This is a genomic window from Mucilaginibacter sp. P4_G9 (assembly GCF_056400985.1).
Genome location: NZ_JBFUKF010000003.1, coordinates 1 through 20,622 on the forward strand (window position 1 = coordinate 1; position 20,622 = coordinate 20,622).

The following is a 20,622-nucleotide window of genomic DNA, read 5'->3' on the forward strand; positions in this document are numbered from 1 at the left end:
GTGCCGGGGTAAAGAGAGGCAACGGTAACACCAGTGCCGTCTAATTCGGCATCAAGTGTTTCACTAAATGCCTTTACAAAAGCCTTGGTGGCAGAGTAAACAGAAAAATACGGCATTGGTAAAAATGCAACCACCGATGCCACATTCATAATTCTGCCAGACTTGCGGCTGACCATATCTTTTGCAAAGAGCTTGGTAAGTACTACCAAACTGGAAATATTTAATTGAATCATGCCCAGTTCTTCTTCCAATGATGTTTCAATAAAATTGCCATAGTTGCCTACACCTGCATTATTCACCAGGTGGGTTACTAATAAATTTTCCTGTTGGACATTTTTGTAAAGTTCTTTAGCAGCATTTGCATCAGAGAGATCTGCAACGAAATACTGAACCAGTATGCCATACTTGTTTGTTAGTTCAGTTTGCATTTGCTGCAATTTGGTTTCAGTGCGGGCAACCAATATCAGGTTGAAGCTTTTGGCTGCTAATTGATTGACCATTTCGTAGCCAATACCGGATGATGCGCCGGTGAGCAATATGTATTCTTTCATGTGGATTAAAATTTATGTTAGTGATTTTTTTAATTTAAAATGTGTTATTTAATCAGGTTCTTAAAGCGTTTTTTTTTACAGTTTTTTAATTGATTTACTATAAATCATCTTCAATGCTTGGCGGTATCAGTTTATACATTACCGGCGTTACGATCCTCGAAAGAATGGTAGAACTGATTAGCCCGCCAATCAATACAATAGCTAATGGCGCTATCAGCGGGTTCGGATTTAGCGCGATAGGAAGCAAACCGCAAATCGCCGTTATAGAAGTTAAAACTACCGGCAGGAAACGGGTTTCACCGGCCATGCTGATCGCCTCGTCTATGCTATGACCTTCCGCACGTAACTGGTTGGTAAAATCTACCAGCAACAGCGAATTTTTTACCTKTATACCCGAGAGTCCAATGAAACCGATAATGGATACCAAAGACATGGGGTTACCAGTGAAGAGCAGGAATACAACACCGCCAAGAACTCCCAGGGGTATGATCGATAGCACAATAATGATCCCTTTAAAGGTTTTAAACTGCAGCAGCAGGACACCAATGAAAAGAAAGGTGCTTAATATGATCACCGACAGGAAGTTACCACCAAGCGCATCACCTTCTGACTCGGCCTCGCCGGAGAGCTTATAATAATAGCCCTGCGGCATCTTTAATTTATTTAACTGCGGAACAACGTCTTTGAGAATATCATTGGCCAGTACGTGCTCTTTAGTGAGGGAAGTAACCTTGGCAAACCGTGATTTATTAAAGTGATTGATCGCGGTGGGAGAAGTTTCAAAAGAGATCGTAGCAATCTGGTCTACCAGCACCGGGGTGCCTTGCACATTATTGACATAAAGTTTTTTGAGTGCATTTAAATTGGAAAACTTATCCCTGGGCATGGTGATCACTACGTTACGTGAATCGCCCCGGTCATCAATGTAATCCCCTACCGTTAACCCGGCAACAGCCATACGGATGACTTTGTCCACATCACTGGTCAGGACGCCCAAAGTACGGGCTTTCTCCTTATCAATCTTTATTTTAACATCAGATTTGTAAGTATTGAGTTCGTTGTTGACGAAGAAAGTGCCCGGATGTTTCTTCAGGATCTCTTCCACTTTAAACGAAAGGGACCGTAAGGTATCCTGGTTCTCGCCAAATACTCTTACTACAATATTCGCTTCAATAGGTGTTCCCTGTTCAAAATCCTTAATTTCGATCCTGGCATAGGGGAAGTCTTTAAACTTCGTTCTCAACTGTTTAATCAGATCTGTTTTTTCTCCAGGTTTAGCTTCTTCATCCAATTGGACAAAAACCTGGGCAAAATCAGGTTTTACATCCTGCTGATGCACGTTGTAATAGATCTGTGGGTTACCTTTACCTACGTTTGAGGTGTAATAGACAATCTCTTTATGTTTTTTCAATTCCCCTTCTACCAGTTTGGTCGCCCGGTCACTTTCCGGTATGTCTGCCTGTAAGGGCATTTTAATATTAATCAGGAACATCGGTTTTTCCGACGTTGGAAAAAGCTTGAACCCCGTTAATGTGAACAGGAAAAATGCCAACCCGCTCAGGGCTAATGATATCCCGATAGTAACTTTAGGCCATTTTAAGGCAAGTGGCATAACGCGACTGTAAGATCTGGTCAGAAACCTTTGCAAGTGTTTTAAAAAGAAGTTCCCTTCGCCGTGGGTATGGGTTTTTAACATCCGGCTGCCCAGGAAAGGGACAAGCGTCAAAGCTACGATCATGGATGCCAAAACGCTGGTCATGACAGCCATGGGAAGGCTGCGGATAAATTCACCGGCCATGTCGGGTAAAAAGGCCAGGGGCAGGAATGCGATAACCAACGTGGCCGTACAGCCAATAACTGCGATGCCAATCTGTTGCGTTCCTTTGAATATGGCATCTGTTCGCGAATGACCTTCCCTGAGCCAGCGTTCAATATTTTCTACCACCACAATACTGTCATCCACCAGTAATCCCAAAGCCACTACAAGGCCAACAATACTCAGCTGGTTTAACGAATAACCCAGTAAGTTCATGGCAATTAGGCCCAGGGCTAAGGAAAGCGGGATGGAGATCATTACGATGAGCGATGCCCTGAAGCCTAACGGAAGCAGGGTAATAACCACCAGCAAGATGGCCAATCCGAAGTCAAACCCCAAATGACCCAAACGCTCGGATACCATATTGGCCTGGTCGAAGTTTTTAACCATGTGGATATTCTCCGGCAGGGTTTTGCCAAACGCTTCCAATACCGGTAAATATTCTTTCTGAACGCTGGCTATATTCACATTGTCTTTCATAGCGGCCGTAACCAGGATGCAACGGTGACCGTTTATCCGGGTGATGTGGTTTACTGTGCCGTCCTTATAACTTACCGTGGCCACATCTTTCAAATAGATGATCTTGCCATTGGCATTATAAATCACCGTATTGGCAACATCATCGGTGTTCTTGAATTTGCCGCTGGTTTTAACGTTAAACACTTTGCTATCCAGGTTAATGCTGCCTCCGGGAATATCTGCAGCCTCGCTTTGCAAACTACCCATCACCACATTAAGCGGTATCTTCAGTTGCGCCAGCTTATCCAGCTGCATATCAATGCGGATCTCCTGTTCGGGCATACCAAAGTATTTCACCTCTTTCAGGTTGGTAATTTTCTCTAACTGTGTTTTTAAGATGTCTGCTTCGTCCCGCAGCATCTTACCGGGAGCATTGTCTGACAACAGGGCCACCTGTATTACCTTTACATCTGACGAGGAAACCTTTTCTGTTTTGATCAGGTAAATATCCTTGGGAAGTTCGCTGTTTTTCAAGGCATTGATCTCGGTGGATATTTCCTGGTATTTATTATCCACATCTACGCCATATTTAAACTTAGGCTGGATAACCGCTACGCCGTCTTCTACAGTCGTTAGGATCTTTTCAATATTTTCCAGGCCGTAAATCTTATTCTCGATAGGCTTTACCACCTGTTCTTCCATATCCTTGGGACTGGTGCCTGGGTAAATAACGGTAATGATGTATTGTGGGGGATGGGTGGTCGGATCTTCCGAACGGGGCATGGTAAACAGCGTCAGCACGCCGACAACGGCCACCAAAAGAAATATGATCAGCGTGAACTGATAATTCTTAACGGCAAAATTTGTGATCTTCATGGCCTTACTTGATGATTTTAATAAAAGACTGTTCGTTGAGGTAGGCGCTGTTGGAAACGACGATCTGGTCTATACCTTCCAATTTATCTTTGAGGTACACATTTTCATTATCGAACTTCAAAATGCTGACCGGCACCCGCTTCACCCGGTTTAATCCTATGGTCGTAAATACAAATCCTTTGTTGCCATCGGCCTCTACCAGCGATGCATACGGAATAACCATTACGCTTTCATCCTGATGGGTAGCTATTTCGGCTTTGCCAAACATGCCCACCGCAGGTTTTACACCGTTTAATTGCAGCTTGAGTTCGATCTGGAACGAGCCTAATTCACGGTCTGCCGCCTGCGACTTACGGAATACAGTGGCATCAAAGGTTTGACCGGCATAGCCGTCGAGCGTCACTTTAGCGGTTTGCCCTGGTTTGATGATGGCCCATTCGCGGTCGGTCACACCCACTTTAAGAGAATAACTGTTATGTTGCTCGGTTGAATTGATGAGCAGAACCGGCGTCCCTTCTGCAATTACTTCGCCTTCGTTCGCTATTTTCTTGCTTACAAAACCGTCAGATGCAGCGTATATTTTAGAGTAGCGCTCATTGAAGGCTGTTGCTTCTCTTGCCTTTTTGGCAACATCCAAAGCTGTTTTGGTATTCTGCAATTGTTCCAAAGTGTAAACACTGTCTTTGTAAAGATTCAGTGCCCTGCTATAGTCACGCTGCGCTTTTTCCACACCCAAACTGGATTGCGCTAAACCTGCCGAGATTTCCGTAGAGTTGAGGGTCGCTAACAATTGTCCCTGTTTAAAGGACTGGCCTTCCTGTACCAGGATGCGGCTGATCACGCCGCCTATCTTAAAAGCATATTTGGCTTCGTCTTCCGTACTGACCAGGCCGGTGGCCGTAACGCTGTCAGGCACGCCTAAAACAGATACCTTGGAAACCTTAACGGAAATAATATCCGGTTCGCCAATATGGTTTTCTTCTTTGGATTTTTCTTTGCAGGAGGCAACGACAATAAGGGTGGCTGCAACAAGGCTGAGTAATTTTATTTTTTTCATGATTGTTTGTTTTTTTAAGGTATTCAAGAGCCCTTCGGGGTTTTTCATGATGGGTTTTTATTGAACGGTGAAACTGGCATTGGCACGTTCAATCGCAGCATCTGCGACCCAGGTGTCGTAAAGGGCAATATTGGCATGAAGCTGGGCATCGATCCATTGGTTCTGGGCATCCAGCAATTCGATGTAGATCGCCATTCCCTGTTTGTATAGCTTCAGCATATCACCGTAATAGGTCTGACTGGTTTTTAATTGGGATTGTGCCGCCTCGTATTGCGCAATGGCGCTTTGCATACTTGCCTGACGTACCTTTAGCTCGGTAAGCAACTGCTGCTGTACGTAATCGGTTTGTGAGGCCAGGGCCTCGCGGTCGGCAATCGCCTGCTTCACGCGGTAATTGTTTTTACCTGAAGAAAACAGGTTCCATTCCAGGGAAATCCCAAACAAATAATAACGGCTGTTACTGTTAAACTTCCAGTCAAAAGCCTGCGAACCCAGGTCGATAAAGGTTCCTAACTTGGGTACAATATAGGATTTGGCCAGCCCGGTCAGGTTGCCGTTAATATCTTTAGCTATCCGTAATTTTGATAACTCTTCTCTGCCGGTAACGCTGTTTCCCAAGCTTTGGTCCCTGGCAGGCAGTGTTTTAATGTCGTCTAAAAGTACGCTATCTGTAAGCGGGCGGTTAAGCAGGAAGTTAAAATAGTAGCGTGCTGATTCTGCTGTTTTCTGTGCCCCAATTAGTGAAGCATTGATCCTGGATACTTCGTTCTGGCTTCTGAGCACAACGGTCCGGTTTACCTTGCTGTTTTCATACAGTTTGGTATTGATCCTTTGCCCTTCATCAACCAAGCGAAGTGAAGATTCGTAAATACCGGTGGCGTACACGGCTTTCTGGTAATTGTAATAAGCCGTTTTGATTTCTTTGACCAGTTCGCGCTTATAGAGCAATACCTCGGCTTTTTGCAGATCTACCTGCTGCTTTTTGATCCGCTTGTTATAGATCAGTTCTGCATTCAGGATGGGAAGTGTCGTGCGGAATTTAGCATCGTAGAAATTGTCCGGGTTGAGCTGGATCTTTTGGTTTTGCAACTGAGGAAAAGCGTTAGTACCCGTCAGCTGGTTCAGCGTGGTGTAAACTCCGTTAAACAGGTCGCCGGTTGGGAAATCTATCGTACGCCCGCCATCGGCTTTGGTATAGGTCGTCGAAAAAGTTACCTCGGGCAGGAACATACTTTTGGCTTCCTTGAGTGCATAGACATTCTTTTCAAGCACAAAGTTTTGTTGCTTGATACTTTCATTGGAGGCAAGGCCTTGCCGGATATACTCATCCAACCTGCCCTGAGCTTTTGCAATGGGTGCAGCCAGTAAGGCCGACGATAAAAGCAAAAGTTGATAAAGTGTTTGATTTTTAAATTTCATTTTTAATCATTGTTTTAAATTTAAACAGTGTTCAATATACTTATAAAAAAAAGGCTAGCTTTTTTCGAGCAGGGCCACAAAAGACTCATATCCGTTCTGCATCAGCTCTTCATTGGTTTTACCAACAAAGCTTGTGTTGCGGTGCTTACAGAAAAGGGCGCTGATGCCATGCACCACGGAAATGATCAGGAAGGTAAAATATTCCGCATCCATATCCTTGAATCTGCCTTTCTGCTGGCATTCCTTTACCATTCCCTGCATATAACTGATCGCCTCCTCAGCAATCTGGAACCCTTCAGGCAGCGAATCTTTTACCGGTTCGTCAACAATGAACATCAGGTTATAATAATCTTTGTTCTCCTGCGCAAATTGAATAAAAACGCGGCCGGAAGCCTTTAACCGCTCGAAGGGGTCGCCAACCTTGTCCAGTACTTTTAACTGGTTCAACAACAGGCGAAAACCTTCTTTATGCAATTCGTGGAAAATTTCGCTTTTATCCTTAAAATAGAAATAAAGCGAGCCCGGACTATAACGGATCTCTTGTGCAATACTGCGCATGCTGGCCTGTTCATAGCCCTTCTCCAGGAATATTTTGCGCGCACCGTCAAGGATGCGTTTGTGCATTTCCTGCTTCTCTTCCAATTTTCTTTCTGCTATGCCCATTCTAAATTACTAATTTACAAATATTAAGATTGCCGGTCATGTGACCAAGTTCCGTTGCGGTTTTCTACTTAATTTTACATCCCCGGCTGACCAATGCTTTTTTTATGGTGACTTGATTTAATGTTAAACCGATACAAATGTATTGAACAGTGTTCAACGAAACAAAAATATTCATCCATTATTTTAAAAGCTGACATTAAAAACAGAAATGTTGGCCAATGAAATTTGGGCATTTGCAAAACAACCTGACACACAACCTATTTTTTTATTAATAACCCTAAAACGGTGATTAAGACTTACCCGTCACGATGCGATAAATGTGTTAATCCCCATTTGTGAATTTCATTAAGCATTGGTAACGTTGTTTGCCCCAATGCCGTTGTCCTGTATTCAACAGTCGGCGGTACAGTAGCAAAGATTTCCCTGCTTACCAGGCCATCGCGTTCCAATTCTCGTAATTGTGTGGTCAGCATGGTTGGCGATATACCTACAATTTCTCTTTCAAGCACCTTAAAACGTTTCGGGCTTTGATTAAGCAATGCATTCAGAATTCTTAATTTATACTTTCCACTCAACAAACTCACAGCATGATTGACCGGACAAATATTTTCTTTGTTTACACCAGATTTTAATTCACTCATTATCAGTATTACTATATTTTTATTAACTAATACACTTTTATTATACTACTTGCAAAAGTATAGTAATGGATCTACTTTTACAAAAAAATAAAATTGATATGATAGGTAATACAGAAAAGAGCACGATGAAAGCTATCCGTTTTCATCAGTATGGCGGCCCGGAAGTCTTAGTGGTTGAAAATGTCAGTGCGCCGGAACCTGGCCCGGGGCAGATTAAAATTGCGGTTAAAGCGGCGGGTGTAAACCAACTTGACTTTAAGCTTCGGGCAGGCTATTTACATAAAATAATGCCAGTCACCTTTCCATCCGGCGTAGGGTTTAATGCATCGGGCATCGTAATTGCAATTGGCGAAAACGTGAATGGCGTTGCGATAGGAGATGCAGTTTTGGGCACCGGGCAAAATGCGATGGCCGAATACGCCATACTCAACGAATGGGTACACAAACCTGTTTCGCTTTCATTTGAAGAGGCTGCGGGTTACCCGGGGCCTGCCGAGACTGCTGTGCGCGTTTTAGAAGAGCTTAATGTGAAGGATGGCGATACACTTTTAGTGAGCGGAGCAGCCGGAGGTGTTGGGTCTGCAGTGATCCAGGTTGCAAAAACTATGGGTATCCATACTATTGGTACTGCCAGTGAAATAAGACATGATTACTTAAAAAGCCTGGGAACAGTACCTACAACATATGGCCCGGGTCTTCCGGAGCGTGTGACTGCGCTGGCACCAAATGGAGTGCAGGCGGCACTTGATATTGCCGTTTCTGGAATCCTTCCTGATCTTATAGAGATCACTGGAGACCCATCAAAAGTTTTAACGCTTGGAGACTTCTCAGCAGATAAATATGGTGCAAAATCATCATTTATACCCAGAAATTTAACTCAATCGCTTCAAAAGGTTGTTGAATTATATGAGGCAGGACTATTCACTTTACCTATAGCAAACATTTTTTCAATGGATCAGATTGCCCAGGCGCAAGAACTTAGCGCAGACGGTCATGCAAAAGGCCGAATAATTATCAGGATCGACGAAGGATTAACAGGTAAATGATATATATAACGCACATCAGGTAGTAATCCGGTCCTTTTTCACTTCGTATTTTAAGTGTTAGTATTAACACTTGGTGGATATGAAAAAGGATCGAATTTATAATTTACAGGGGTAAATCCGTGTCAATATCCGTCGGCAAAAAACCTAATACTTGTGGGGCAATTTGGCCTGCGGGTTTGACATGCCTTAATGGCTCCTTCGTTGATTTACCGAAAAAAACATCCTTGATTGCATTAGGGGTGATTAAACGCTTTTACTTTAGAATATTTACATTCATTTTCTCAATATGGAGTTTATCTACGATACAGAGATTTTTTGGGTTCGATGTTTCAGCAACTCAGACAGATCTTCGTTTCATAAGATGATTAAATTCTATTCAACCAATCCCCTTTGTTTATTAGCCTCCGCAAACTGCACAATATCGTTTTTATTGAAGGCTACCAACTCAATAACATTTGCATGGCGCCGTAAAAACGGCGGAACAATTTGAAGCGCCTCTTCTTTGCTTTCGAACTCACTGATGAAAAACGATTTGTGAACTCCCGATTTGCAGCCCCACCAGGCATGTGAAAGCAGGTGTGAGCCCGACTCTACAAACAATTTGATCACATGCTGGCACTCAACAGTGTTTTCTGAATGGGGAATTTCTATTAGGTAAGTTGTCATTTTTTTAGGTTTAATTGGTGAAATAATCATCAGGGTTGCTTTGCTATAATCCAAACCAACGGGCTTTTCTGCTCGTGCCAAAATGTTGCTTATCAATTACCAGGGCTTCAGAAGCATCATGATGAATGCCAAAGGGTTTGGGGCCAGAGAAAAAGTCAACATCAACACGCGCTACCTCACCTTTACCAAATTCAATATAGCAAGAGCCTGCACCAGTGTAAGCGCTTTCGTTTTCTTTCCCCCGATAAGCCGCAATAATAGAAGCCGCGGCAATTTTTGCAGCGCCTTCGGCGAATACGCCGGCCTTTGGTGTGCCCACGCTGGTTACATCGCCAATTGCGTAAACATTTGGAAACCTGGTTAATAGATTTTGCCTGTCAACTGGTATCCATCCATCAACCGCCAAACCGCTTTGCAATACTACATCCGGCGCAACGTGCTTTGGAATACCCAGAAACAGATCGAAAGACATTTCAGTCCCATCATCAAGAACTACAGTATTTGCGCGAAGTGAAGCCACTTTGTGCTGCGGTATGAATTGAATGCTTCTTTCTTCAAAAGCCTTGATCAATGCTTTCGAGGAATCAGGCGATGGAGGAATTGGAGAACCAAACGGTATCACCAAACTTATTGTGCAGGCATTACGTACGCCGGCTCTGGTAAGGTGATCGTGCAGCATCAGCGCGGCTTCACTGGGTGCCGGCGGGCATTTGAAAGGCGCTCCGCATACACCTACAATAGCGTGGCCCTTTGTAAACCTGGGGATGTGATCCCTCAATTTTTCTGCACCTTTAAAAGTATAATATTCGTTGCCGTGTTCAGCGAGTCCGGGGGTTGCGTTAATGTCATAATTGGCACCAAGCGCTACTACCAATACATCAGCCACATGAGTTCCGTTTTGCGTAGTAACAGTTTTGGTTAGCGGGTCAATAGCCGTGATTGTTTCTTTACAAAACCTTACGCCCGGTTTGGCAATACTGTTATAAGATATTTTGACTGCATCAGGTGCTTTGTAACCAAACATGACATCCAGCTTTGAAAAGCCGAAATAAAAGGAATCATTCTGATCTATCAGCGTAAGATCAAGGCTCTCCCCTATCGTTTCAGAAAGTATGGAGCTGAGCTCTAACCCTCCAAAACCAGCGCCCAATACCACAACACGTAATTTCATTTCCTATTTTTTTATGTTTGTTTAAAAAATATTTTTGAGATAACAGTCAGGGACGGGCATAACCCTGTAACAGCTCCAAGAATAAAACCAGCGGCGGGAACATAGAGCACCCAATTTGTTCTGGAGAAACCCATAAGATAAATGCCTGTCCACAAAATCGTGCCTACAAAGGCAAACCATATGCGCATTGATTTTGACGCTCTCATAATTTCTTTACCATGTTGGAATAAATGAGTGATTTCAGATTAGTTTTTACCTGGCTGGGGAACAAAACGCAGGTAAGGTTTAACAATCTTTAACCCCACCGGATACTTTTCCCGTGCATCTGCCTCAGCTAATGCTGCCGGAATGATCACATCATCCCCGTTGTTCCAGTTTACCGGCGTAGAAACCTGGTACGCTGCGGTAAGTTGCATAGAATCAAGCACACGAAGTATTTCGTTAAAGTTACGACCGGTCGACATTGGATAAGTCAAATGTAGCTTTACTTTTTTGTCTGGGCCAATAACAAATACAGTGCGTACAGTTTGATTGTTAAGAGGCGTTCTGCCTTCTGAAGTACCGGGTTCGTCGGCAGGAAGCATGTCATACAATTTGGCAATGGTTAGTGAAGGGTCACCAATCATGGGATAGTTTACTGCCACTCCTTGTACGTCTTCAATGTCTTTTTCCCATCTTAAATGGCTCTCTACAGGGTCGACGCTAAGACCGATGACCTTGCAGTTCCTTTTCTCAAACTCAGGTGCCATTTTTGCCATGTAACCGAGCTCGGTAGTGCAAACCGGCGTAAAATCTTTCGGGTGGGAGAAAAGAACAGCCCAGCCATTGCCGATCCAGTCGTGAAATTTGACGGTGCCCTTTGTTGTTTCGGCTTGAAAATCTGGTGCGATATCGCCTAATCTGATGCTCATGACTTTGTATTTTAATTGTTTGATAATGATGAAGTGAATTGTCTTATTATAATAAGATGTGTCTCTTTTTGCAGTTTTCGCATTCGTAAATCTGGGGCTTTACGGCTCCGAATGTGATCAGCGTTATAAAGCGGCTTATAAATGTTTTTTTTTTGAATCAACCAAATTACCCCCGCACGCTGTGCAGCGTACCCCTATCACTGTTCGTTTAATAATTATCTTGTCTAAATCTATCAGCGTCATAACAGGTATGAAATTGCATACGTTTAAAATGATTCTGAAATAAAAGGGATAAACGTACCCGGTTAGGGACGAACTACCGGAAGTTTGTGAAAAAGAAAAGTATCGGGCTATTAAGCTTCTTTTATTCCTAAGGCTTTAAAGAGATCTTCTTTATACGATTTCCCAACGGGGATCTTAGTTCCGTTAACCGAAACTTCCGTAGGAAAAACATCATCAACCAGGTTGATGTTTACAGAATAGCTGCGATGGATACGAATGAACATTCGCATATCCAGGTGCTCAATAAAATCGTTAAGCGTAGACCGAACCATTACTTTCTTTTGCGACTTGAGATTTAACGTGACATAATTCGCATCACTCTCCAGGTATAGCAGGTCATTAAAAAATATTTTCCTGAATATGTACCCATCTTTCACAAACATATACTCTTTTGGATGATGAGTATTTGGATGGTCTTGCCTTACATTATCGCGGTTAGCGGTAAAATTGCTGAATGCAATTTCAATAGCAGCAAACAATTCTTCCTTTGTAAAAGGTTTAACAATATAAGCATGAGGCTTCACCTTTTTAGCGCGGTCAATCGTTTCGCCATCGCTGTTTGCAGTTAAAAAAATGAATGGTATGCGGTACAATTCATTAAGCTTTTCAGCGACATCTATCCCATCTTTTTTGCCTGATAACTGGATATCCAGTAATAATAGGTCAGGCTTATCCTGATCAAGCATTTTCATTGCTTCGGTATAGTTAATAGCAGGACCACAATGAGGGTAGCCCAATTCATCCAGGGTGTTCAAAATGGTTCTGGCTATTACAAGTTCATCTTCTACAATACCTATTTTTAAAACGCTCATGGGTTTTTAGTCTTCTTTTTTACGCAAGTCGCGGTTAGTAAAGTTAATAATAAATGAAGCGCCGTTTTTGTACTCATATTTCACCTTACCACCAATTTGCCTGCTCAGGTCATTAATCAATTGTAAGCCGAGAGTAGTCGCACTGGCTAAATCAAAATCTGCAGGCAAACCAGGGCCGTTATCGGAATAAAATAGTTCATATTTACCTTCAGCTACAGTATGAATTTCGAGGTCTATCTCACCGGCGGTGCTATCATTAAATGCGTATTTGAAAGAATTGGATAACAATTCATTCATAATCAGGCCAAGAGGAACTGCAGAATCAATGTCAAGATGAAAAACAGGCACCCCGACATTGATCACTATCTTATTTTGCTTTTTATATACACCCTCTACTTGTCGGCACAAATCGTTTACGAAGCGTTTTAATTCGATACTGCTTAGATTTTCAAATTGGTAGAGGTTTTGGTGTATCAACGCAATGCTTCTTACGCGGTTGCGACCTTCCATCAATGCATCTTTTGCAGTTTCATCATTCACGGTTTTACTTTGCAACTCCAGCAGCCCCGAAATAACCTGCAAATTATTCTTTACGCGGTGATGAATTTCTTTCATAAGCACATCTTTGTCTGTAAGCAGTTCTACCTTTTCTGATAGTGATTGTTTTAGCTGTGCGGTTCTTTCGCTTACAATTTGCTCCAGCTTACTTTTATCAGCTGCCAATTGTTTTGTTCTCCATTTTATTACCCGGTAAACTGCCATTATCAGAAAAACGGCAAGCAATGTAATAAACCACCATTTAAAATAAAATGGCTTTAGCACAAACAAGGGGATAGTTAACTCGCTTTTACTCCAGGCGCCCTCCCGATTTTGTGCTTTGATATGTAATATGAACTGCCCATATGGCAAACCACTGATGCGAATAGAGTTTTCATTAAAATAGATCCAATCTTTGTCAACCCCTTCAATCTTATAGGCATAATGGTGCACTTCATCTTTTGCAAAATCCAGCAACTGAAATTCAAGTGTAAAAAAACGATCATTCGGGGCCAGCGTAATTTGTGAGCTATTCAATAACTCCGTTGTTTCATTAACCAGCTTGTTTTGGGAACCAATAAACTGGTTAAAAGCAATTACACGTAACGGCACGTTAAACGAGCGGGTATCTTCTATCAGATCTTTTGGGTTAAACCCGATAATGCCGTCTAATCCGCCAAAAAAAAGCTGTCCGTCCTTTGCTTTAAACGAAGAAGTCCTGTTAAACTCGTTGTTCGATATACCATTTGCTATAGTATAGGTATTTGCAGCAAATGTTTTCTTATTGAAACGGATCAAGCCATAATCGGAGCTGATCCAAAGGTTATTATATTCATCCGGCTCTATCCTGTACAACACATCCGAAGGGAAGCCGCTGGCGATATTGAATTGCTGAAATGTATCTACTTTCCTGTCCCAGCGGTATAGGCCTTCTCCATTAGTGGCCAGCCATATAATGCCATTAGCATCGGCATAAGCATCTAATAAACTAAGCTGAGCGATGACTGGTGATCGTTCATTAACAATTGTCCATCGCCGATTGCCTTGTTTATGACCATCAATAATTTTGTATAACCCGTTCTCCGCCACTGCCCATATCGTTCCCGCCTTATCTGTAAAAAAACGGTACACAAATTTTGCTTCGGGAAGTTTTTTAGATTCATACTCAAGTGAATCAAACTTTTTGCTGTTGGAATTGAATAACGAAAACCCGTTGGTTCTTCCCAACAACAGCAGGCTGTCATTGACAGAAAACAGGGACCATATTTCATCCATTTGTCCGCCCGTGTATTTAGACAGTGTATTTTTTTTGTCATTAAATTCATACAGGCTATAGCCACCGCAGTACAATGACGAATGATGATTGGTGAGTGCGTACTTGTATTGATCGTCGGTAACGTACTGCATTTTACTACCTTGTTGCTGAAAAGTGTGCGTCCAGATATTCGCCACCACCTTGCCGGTTTCGTCGGCGTATATTCCACGGGCCTGATTGTTTTTTTCAACAGATTGTTGCCTGGTTGTAAAGTAGGGTTTAAAGCGGTTTTTCTCTATCTTCAATTGCAACACGCCGAGCGTAGTGCAAAGCCAGAGGTTCCCAAAATTGTCGGGGACGAGGTTGTAAATGAAAAGATTTTCAAAAGTCTTTATTTCTGAGTTTGAGGCTACTTTCAAAAAAATGTTTTCATTCCAGAGGTATAGCCCATCGGGAATATCAAGAATACTGGATGTGCCATCCGTTGAGTTTGCGGCCTGGTACCAATATTTTCCTTTTATGCTGTCTGTATTAAATCCTTTTATATCGGCGGGGAATTTAATTTCACCCTTACCCGTTATCATCCCAATATTAAATGTATTGGGTTGGGCGGTAGTGGTATAGGTAATTAAAAGATCATGCCGACTGTTAAAACCAACCGGCAGCGATCTTTGCGCATCTTTTTGAATAAAGGCGATCACGGTATCTTTTGTTACCAAATACTGTGTGGACTGGGTGAATATTTTCAACAACGTTTTTCCCATGCCGAACATGCAGAAATGACCTGTAGCCCTATAATCCAAAGAAGACGCGACACCCGGCTTGTCCCAGTCTTTCATTTCATAGCGAAGCGTAAACCCTTTTTGGGAAGTGTATTGCCAAAGCCTGAAAGGACGGGCTGTAAGGAAATCAATTTGATTGGTGCCGTCATTCGAGATCCAGTAAACATCGTGCTCTTTAAAAGGCAGTTTTGGAAAAGCATCCGTTAGTGTTTTAACTTCCTGCGTCACCGTATTCATCACATCCACCTTACCGTTTGTTGTAAGTTGAAAGCCTGTACTACCGTATTCAATGAACAGGTTATTGGTGTCATCTTTCGCAAGCTGTACCACTTTGTTGTCCTGCAGATGATTTCTCTGGCGGGTAAAGAGCAAACAATTTTTACCATCGTAGCGATTAAGCCCGTTGCGTGTACCAAACCACATAAAACCCGCCTTATCCTGTAGTCCGCAAAACACTTCGTGAGAAGCCAGCCCATCTTCAATAGAAATCATTCTTTTGGTGATGGTATAGCCGGCGGTATTATTTTCAAATTTGCTTTGCCCAAAAACAAATCCGCCGGTTATTATTAAAACCAAAATCAATATGTAGCGGGAAAGAAACAAGCGGCTCATAATATTGTTGAAGATACTTTTTTTTGATTATAATCCCATTGCCCTGTTAACGGGCACCGATTAAGATTTGCAGCTATTTACTCATCAATAGGGCACCACGCAGTACAAAAAATTTGAAGGCTTCAGCACTACATTTCGGGGTTAAAATCAGTACGCATAAATCAACTACTCAGAAAAAAAATGACTGGAGGATTCATAATCTTTTCACCCCAGCATTCAAACGAGTTTATCAGTTTGAGAATAAGGCTAATTTTCTTGAAATCATTGATAAAATGGTGCAAGAAGCACCCAGGTGGGCGCGCACAAGCGGATAACCGGTGGTTATCCGCTTTTTTTGTAGGCTGTTATTTTTTTACAGATACCGGAATATCAGGCAACCGGATAACCCGGTGACTATATTTGGCATCGTTTTCAGAGTGGGTAACCATTATGATAGTCGCTCCATCTTTATTCAGCTCGTCCAATAAGTCCATAACTTCCTTACCGTTCTCATAATCCAAATTTGCTGTTGGCTCATCTGCAAGTATCAATTTAGGCCTGTTCACCACTGCCCTTGCCAATGCAACGCGCTGCTGCTGACCTCCTGATAATTGCTGCGGGTAAGTTTTTCGGCGCTGATCTATATGCATTTTATCCAATATTTCCTCGGTCCTCTTTGCACGTACTGAAGTTGGTAAGCCGGTGTAGATCATAGGAAGTTCCACATTTTCAAATACGGTAAGGTCATCGATCAAGTTAAAATTCTGGAATAAAAAGCCAACATTTTGCTTACGCAGGTCTGCGCGTTTACGCTCATTAAAATGGGTTACTTCAACACCGTTAAAAACATAGCTTCCGCTATCGGGATCGTCAAGAAACCCTAAAATATTCAGCAGGGTTGATTTTCCGCAGCCTGATGGGCCCATGATCGCCACAAATTCGCCTTCATCAACCTCGATGGACATTTTGTTTAATGCCACGATATCCAGTTCATCTGTATGGTAGCATTTTTCGATATCAGAGATCTTTATCATATGCTTTAGATTTTAGAGGGTTAAAATCATTATAAAGCTAACGTTATCCTGTTTTCTATTTAAAAAACGAATGGAGTAAGATAGGTAAAATACCACAAAATCAGGTCAATACAATATCATAATCGCCCTTTAGGGGTGATTATGATATTGTATATAGTGCAACTTAGACCCCAACTTATACCGGCAGGTACTTATTGAGCACTTTGCCATGTTTGAAGGCTATTGAACTTTCTAATTTCAGTATCTTCCTTTCCTTAAAAATGGAAAGCCCTGCACCGATGGCTACAGGGTTAACGATGATATAATATTCATCAATAAGGTTAAGGCTGATGAGCGAACTTACAAAATTGGCGCCGCCATAAACGATGATATCCTTACCTGGTTGTTCTTTCAGCGCCTGTACTGCAGTAGCCAGGTCGCCGTTTTCTACCTCCAGGTTCCTGCCGGTAATGGCTGTCTCTGTGCGGCTGAAGGCGATCTTGCGCATATTTACCATCCGTTGCGCCAAAGGATACGCGGGGTTGTCGGGCATGTTATTAACCATATTTTCCCAGTGAGCGATAAAGTCGGGGGTCATTTTACGCCCCAGCAAAATGGTATCGCAGCTGTCGGCCAACTCAATTATTGTCTGGAAACCAGCTTCATCCGGGCCGGTCAGAAACACCCAGTCAATTTCGCCATTAGGCCCGCCTACAAAGCCATCAAGTGTTATGTTTACCTGTAATTTTAATTTTCGCATTGTAATCGTTTTTAAAAAGTGATGTATTATCCTAACAGCTCTTCCAGTTGGTTGAGGCCCATGGTAAAGCCCGTCTCGAAGCCCATCTTTACAAGCTGCTCCAACCCAAAGATATCATCAAAGGTGATGGTCACGTTTACAATGGTAACGCCGTTGTTCTCGCTCATTTCCACCAGCCAATACATAGCGGGAAAGTCGTCTAAGGGGGTGCCATTCTCATCACAGAATTTACAGATCGATTTAAAACTGTTCGGCGCGTCAATGGCCTTATATATGCATATGCTCCAATGCGTATCACCTTCCGGGCCTACCATGGCATAAAGCCAGTGCCCACCCTCTTTAAAATCCATGGTCTTTGTTTTGGCATTCCACGGTTTGGGTCCCCACCATTGATCCAATTTATTGCTTTCCGTCCAGGCGCTCCATACCTTTTGGCGCGGCGCCTTAAATTCCCTAACAATGTGCATTGTCTTATTCGCGGTGTCTTTGCTGATGCTGATCATGTTGTGTTTGTTTTAAATGTTATTTAAAAGGTTGTCTAACTGGTCAAAACGGGTCTCCCAAAGCTTACGGAAGGCTTCCATCCAATGGTCTATCTCTTTCATCTTTTCTATGTTAAGCTGGTAATAGATCTCGCGGCCGCTGTGTGTTTGGTCAACGGCGCCGCATTCGGCCAATATCTGAATGTGTTTAGACACCGCCTGCCGGCTGCTGCCAAAATGCCCGGCAATGGCGTTGGGCGTTAGGGCGCTTACGGTAAGCAGGGTCAGAATGGCCCGGCGGGTAGGATCGGCTATGGCCTGGTAAATATCGCGTCTCATATATATTTGCAACTGTTTGATTGCAAATATATATGCAATTGTTCAGTTGCGCAATTTTTTTAACGTTTTTTGGCGATATAATTAGTGTGTGCGGAAGTATAAAAGTGATCCTTGTAGATTGAAGACGGCAAAGCCGTTTAGTGTACCCTTAGAAAGGTAACCTTTTCCCAATAACCCAGTTATGTTTCCATACCGTTAACAAGGAAAAGGCACCTATGAGATGAACATTTACAGGCCCCGGAATCACCTCCCCGATCCTAATAAAGGAGAATACGAGGCGTTAAAAGTTTTTGTATCGTTCAAACAGATACCGTTAATAAATTGTTCTAATGTATACTTCTGTATTAGCCAGGGTATCATTAACCATAGTATCACATGACAATACGCTTCTTTTGCTTTTGGTGTATTTATCGCACAATTCAACCACACATGTGCCGCAGCTGCCCATGCCACTGCACAAACCAAAACCCGGAATAGCCAAACGATCGGCGATTAATGTCATCAGGCTGTGGTATTCGTTATAATAAACCTGGATGATGTGTCTTTCATCCCTGAATATGAGTGTTAATGTTATATTTCTTTTTTGGCTTTCCATAGGCTGCCGGGGGCATTTTGTCTATTTTTCAGCTGCTTTTTTAAAAATGGTCTTCCCTTTTAATACCATTTTCATCCGCTGTCGCTTTAAAGAGATATGCGTAATGGCCGTTTCATTTTCATCAAATTGTTGTTTGTAGCTCGATATAATGTCCCTATAGCTTAATACACCCACAACTTTATTACCGGCGAATACCGGCAGCGCTTCAACATCCTGCTGTGCCATTAATTCAACAGCACTTCGCAGGCTATCGCTTACTTTTATTGCACCATTATTTTTTTTCGATAACCCGGCAACCTTAAAACCATCGTCGTACTTGGCAGAATATATATCTGAGACTTTTACCGTGCCCTGAAATTCTGATTTATCATTAAACAAGGCGAGCCAACTATCTTTAACCGGGTTCACGGCCAGCCATTCTTTTACTTGCCGGATGCTCATGCCTGCATTGAGTTTAACGTTCTCTTTACTCATTACCTGTGACACGTTAATTTTTTGAAGCACATCCGGCTCATAGGAATCAGGCGTAACAACACCCCTCCGGGCTATCTTTTCGGTCATAATAGTATTCTCCATCAGGAAAAAAGAAACAATGTATGATGCTGTGCAGGCGCCCAATAATGGCAGCAGGGCATGTGATTGCATAGTGGCCTCCAAAGCGAAAGTAATACTTGTAAGATAAGCCCGCGATGCACCCGCGAACATGGCAGACATGCCAATTAATGCCCCCATTGGTATACTGATACCGATATCTGGAAATAAACCCAGTAACACGGTGCTGATAATTGCACCGGCAGCGCCGCCAATAGTTAACAACGGAGCCAGGGTACCGCCTGATGTTCCACTACCTAAAGCAATAGCCCAGGAAAGGAATTTAAATAAACATAAACTTAAAATTAAGGCTAAAGGCACATTGCCGGTAAGTAAATTGGTTATGTTATCGTACCCCACTCCCAACGTATGCGGATAAAAGTAGCCAATTAACCCAACCGCCAAACCGCCTAATGCCGGCCACCACATCCAATGAACAGGTAATTTTTCAAACCAGTCTTCAATCAAATACACGGCTTTTGTTAATGCTAATGAAAGAAAACCAATAAGTATCCCGATAAAGCTGTATACAGCTAAGGCTAAATTAGACGGCGTCTCGAGGTCAGGCATCGGGAACACCGGTCCGGCTTCAAAAAGTAAATGATGACCTGCCGCACCCGTAATGCAGGCCAGGGCAACAGGAAGGATAGCCTTAGGCGAAAATTCAAACAGCAGCAACTCAATAGCCAGAAAAACAGCCGCGATAGGCGTACCGAATATGGCCGACATACCAGCCGTAGCGCCTGCTGCTAATATAACTTTACGTTCGCTTGAAGTAATTTTTAACAATTGCCCCAGCGTTGAACCAAGCGCCCCGCCTGTAGCAATAATTGGCCCCTCTGCGCCAAAAGGCCCGCCGGTACCAATTGCAATAGCCGATGATATTGGCTTTAAAAAAGTAATCGACGGTTTAATTTTACTTTGGTTCACTAAAATTTGTTCCATTGCTTCTGGTATGCCATGCCCCCTGATTGCTTTAGAGCCATATAACGCCATTAAGCCAACTAAAACGCCACCGATGGCTGGTATAAGAATTACCCAAATACCCAGGTGATTATTGGCAGGGCTATGAAAGCTTAAATCAAATGTTCCGTAAAAGGAAATATTGGTAACAAGGTTGATGAGCAGCACCAGGAATTTAGCTATAAAACTTATGGCTACAGCTACCAATACCGCATAGATGGATATTTTTATTAAACGGCTTTTTTTAAAGCTTACATATTTTACGTCTTCTTCTAATGATGTTAAAATTGGCGAAATGGGAATACTATCAGCGCGCTTACTGTTGATCATTGATATTTATATTG

At 42.7% G+C, this 20,622-nt stretch carries 18 protein-coding genes; 1 reads left to right on the top strand and 17 read right to left on the bottom strand.

The window, feature by feature from the left end; translation table 11 throughout:
- The 6 genes from AC1DPZ_RS00750 to AC1DPZ_RS00775 form a co-directional block, all read right to left on the bottom strand.
- Nucleotides 1-551 (bottom strand): SDR family NAD(P)-dependent oxidoreductase (locus AC1DPZ_RS00750; RefSeq protein ID WP_477400548.1); only part of this gene is annotated, 551 nt, incomplete at its 3' end.
- 97 nt (nt 552-648) lie between these two features.
- Complete coding sequence (locus AC1DPZ_RS00755; protein WP_477400550.1) at nt 649-3,702, bottom strand: efflux RND transporter permease subunit; 3,054 nt, start codon at nt 3,700-3,702, stop codon at nt 649-651.
- Nucleotides 3,703-3,706: 4 nt separating this feature from the next.
- On the bottom strand, nt 3,707-4,807 hold the full coding sequence (locus AC1DPZ_RS00760) for an efflux RND transporter periplasmic adaptor subunit (protein ID WP_477400551.1): 1,101 nt from the start codon (nt 4,805-4,807) through the stop codon (nt 3,707-3,709).
- A 9-nt stretch (nt 4,808-4,816) separates the two neighbouring features.
- A complete protein-coding gene (locus tag AC1DPZ_RS00765) occupies nt 4,817-6,178 on the bottom strand; it encodes a TolC family protein (protein ID WP_477400553.1) in 1,362 nt (453 codons plus the stop codon).
- Between the two features lie 54 nt (nt 6,179-6,232).
- Nucleotides 6,233-6,841 carry a TetR/AcrR family transcriptional regulator gene (locus tag AC1DPZ_RS00770; RefSeq protein WP_477400554.1) on the bottom strand — a complete coding sequence of 203 codons (609 nt, stop codon included), beginning with the start codon at nt 6,839-6,841 and terminating at the stop codon, nt 6,233-6,235.
- A gap of 296 nt (nt 6,842-7,137) precedes the next feature.
- Nucleotides 7,138-7,482 (bottom strand): winged helix-turn-helix transcriptional regulator, encoded by a 345-nt coding sequence (locus AC1DPZ_RS00775; protein WP_477400555.1) that lies wholly within the window; start codon nt 7,480-7,482, stop codon nt 7,138-7,140.
- Between the two features lie 65 nt (nt 7,483-7,547).
- On the opposite strand from AC1DPZ_RS00775, the gene AC1DPZ_RS00780 reads away from it, so the two are divergent.
- The gene (locus AC1DPZ_RS00780) at nt 7,548-8,528 is read left to right on the top strand and encodes an NADP-dependent oxidoreductase (RefSeq protein ID WP_477400557.1); all 981 of its coding nucleotides are present in this window, start codon (nt 7,548-7,550) and stop codon (nt 8,526-8,528) included.
- A 372-nt stretch (nt 8,529-8,900) separates the two neighbouring features.
- Here the strand turns inward: AC1DPZ_RS00780 and AC1DPZ_RS00785 are convergent, their stop codons facing one another.
- From AC1DPZ_RS00785 to AC1DPZ_RS00835, 11 genes are all read right to left on the bottom strand, one after another.
- A complete protein-coding gene (locus AC1DPZ_RS00785; protein ID WP_477400558.1) occupies nt 8,901-9,194 on the bottom strand; it encodes a hypothetical protein in 294 nt (97 codons plus the stop codon).
- A gap of 43 nt (nt 9,195-9,237) precedes the next feature.
- Complete coding sequence (locus AC1DPZ_RS00790; protein WP_477400560.1) at nt 9,238-10,365, bottom strand: NAD(P)/FAD-dependent oxidoreductase; 1,128 nt, start codon at nt 10,363-10,365, stop codon at nt 9,238-9,240.
- A 245-nt stretch (nt 10,366-10,610) separates the two neighbouring features.
- Entirely contained in the window at nt 10,611-11,276 is a 666-nt protein-coding gene (locus tag AC1DPZ_RS00795; RefSeq protein ID WP_477400561.1) for a peroxiredoxin, read from the bottom strand.
- A 353-nt stretch (nt 11,277-11,629) separates the two neighbouring features.
- Nucleotides 11,630-12,370, bottom strand: coding sequence for a LytR/AlgR family response regulator transcription factor (locus AC1DPZ_RS00800; RefSeq protein ID WP_477400562.1), 741 nt, complete (start codon nt 12,368-12,370; stop codon nt 11,630-11,632).
- Between the two features lie 6 nt (nt 12,371-12,376).
- Nucleotides 12,377-15,556 (bottom strand): histidine kinase dimerization/phosphoacceptor domain -containing protein, encoded by a 3,180-nt coding sequence (locus AC1DPZ_RS00805; protein ID WP_477400563.1) that lies wholly within the window; start codon nt 15,554-15,556, stop codon nt 12,377-12,379.
- A 344-nt stretch (nt 15,557-15,900) separates the two neighbouring features.
- Complete coding sequence (locus tag AC1DPZ_RS00810; RefSeq protein WP_477400565.1) at nt 15,901-16,569, bottom strand: ABC transporter ATP-binding protein; 669 nt, start codon at nt 16,567-16,569, stop codon at nt 15,901-15,903.
- A 175-nt stretch (nt 16,570-16,744) separates the two neighbouring features.
- Nucleotides 16,745-17,308: a dihydrofolate reductase family protein gene (locus tag AC1DPZ_RS00815; RefSeq protein WP_477400566.1), complete on the bottom strand. Its 564-nt coding sequence runs from the start codon at nt 17,306-17,308 to the stop codon at nt 16,745-16,747.
- Between the two features lie 26 nt (nt 17,309-17,334).
- Nucleotides 17,335-17,775 (bottom strand): SRPBCC family protein, encoded by a 441-nt coding sequence (locus AC1DPZ_RS00820; RefSeq protein WP_477400568.1) that lies wholly within the window; start codon nt 17,773-17,775, stop codon nt 17,335-17,337.
- Between the two features lie 48 nt (nt 17,776-17,823).
- On the bottom strand, nt 17,824-18,129 hold the full coding sequence (locus AC1DPZ_RS00825; protein ID WP_477400569.1) for an ArsR/SmtB family transcription factor: 306 nt from the start codon (nt 18,127-18,129) through the stop codon (nt 17,824-17,826).
- 313 nt (nt 18,130-18,442) lie between these two features.
- A complete protein-coding gene (locus AC1DPZ_RS00830) occupies nt 18,443-18,724 on the bottom strand; it encodes a hypothetical protein (protein WP_477400570.1) in 282 nt (93 codons plus the stop codon).
- 21 nt (nt 18,725-18,745) lie between these two features.
- Complete coding sequence (locus tag AC1DPZ_RS00835) at nt 18,746-20,608, bottom strand: chloride channel protein (protein ID WP_477400571.1); 1,863 nt, start codon at nt 20,606-20,608, stop codon at nt 18,746-18,748.
- Nucleotides 20,609-20,622 lie beyond the last annotated feature (14 nt).

What these genes read in the sequence shown, in the direction of transcription:
- AC1DPZ_RS00790 (WP_477400560.1), bottom strand. Translation starts at nt 10,365, where the DNA reads ATGAAATTACGTGTTGTGGTATTGGGCGCTGGTTTTGGAGGGTTAGAG.
- AC1DPZ_RS00770 (WP_477400554.1), bottom strand. Translation starts at nt 6,841, where the DNA reads ATGGGCATAGCAGAAAGAAAATTGGAAGAGAAGCAGGAAATGCACAAA.
- AC1DPZ_RS00795 (WP_477400561.1), bottom strand. Translation starts at nt 11,276, where the DNA reads ATGAGCATCAGATTAGGCGATATCGCACCAGATTTTCAAGCCGAAACA.
- AC1DPZ_RS00810 (WP_477400565.1), bottom strand. Translation starts at nt 16,569, where the DNA reads ATGATAAAGATCTCTGATATCGAAAAATGCTACCATACAGATGAACTG.
- AC1DPZ_RS00835 (WP_477400571.1), bottom strand. Translation starts at nt 20,608, where the DNA reads ATGATCAACAGTAAGCGCGCTGATAGTATTCCCATTTCGCCAATTTTA.
- AC1DPZ_RS00775 (WP_477400555.1), bottom strand. Translation starts at nt 7,482, where the DNA reads ATGAGTGAATTAAAATCTGGTGTAAACAAAGAAAATATTTGTCCGGTC.
- AC1DPZ_RS00760 (WP_477400551.1), bottom strand. Translation starts at nt 4,807, where the DNA reads ATGAAAAACCCCGAAGGGCTCTTGAATACCTTAAAAAAACAAACAATC.
- AC1DPZ_RS00830 (WP_477400570.1), bottom strand. Translation starts at nt 18,724, where the DNA reads ATGGAAAGCCAAAAAAGAAATATAACATTAACACTCATATTCAGGGAT.
- AC1DPZ_RS00815 (WP_477400566.1), bottom strand. Translation starts at nt 17,308, where the DNA reads ATGCGAAAATTAAAATTACAGGTAAACATAACACTTGATGGCTTTGTA.
- AC1DPZ_RS00785 (WP_477400558.1), bottom strand. Translation starts at nt 9,194, where the DNA reads ATGACAACTTACCTAATAGAAATTCCCCATTCAGAAAACACTGTTGAG.
- AC1DPZ_RS00825 (WP_477400569.1), bottom strand. Translation starts at nt 18,129, where the DNA reads ATGAGACGCGATATTTACCAGGCCATAGCCGATCCTACCCGCCGGGCC.
- AC1DPZ_RS00780 (WP_477400557.1), top strand. Translation starts at nt 7,548, where the DNA reads ATGGATCTACTTTTACAAAAAAATAAAATTGATATGATAGGTAATACA.
- AC1DPZ_RS00805 (WP_477400563.1), bottom strand. Translation starts at nt 15,556, where the DNA reads ATGAGCCGCTTGTTTCTTTCCCGCTACATATTGATTTTGGTTTTAATA.
- AC1DPZ_RS00765 (WP_477400553.1), bottom strand. Translation starts at nt 6,178, where the DNA reads ATGAAATTTAAAAATCAAACACTTTATCAACTTTTGCTTTTATCGTCG.
- AC1DPZ_RS00820 (WP_477400568.1), bottom strand. Translation starts at nt 17,775, where the DNA reads ATGCACATTGTTAGGGAATTTAAGGCGCCGCGCCAAAAGGTATGGAGC.
- AC1DPZ_RS00800 (WP_477400562.1), bottom strand. Translation starts at nt 12,370, where the DNA reads ATGAGCGTTTTAAAAATAGGTATTGTAGAAGATGAACTTGTAATAGCC.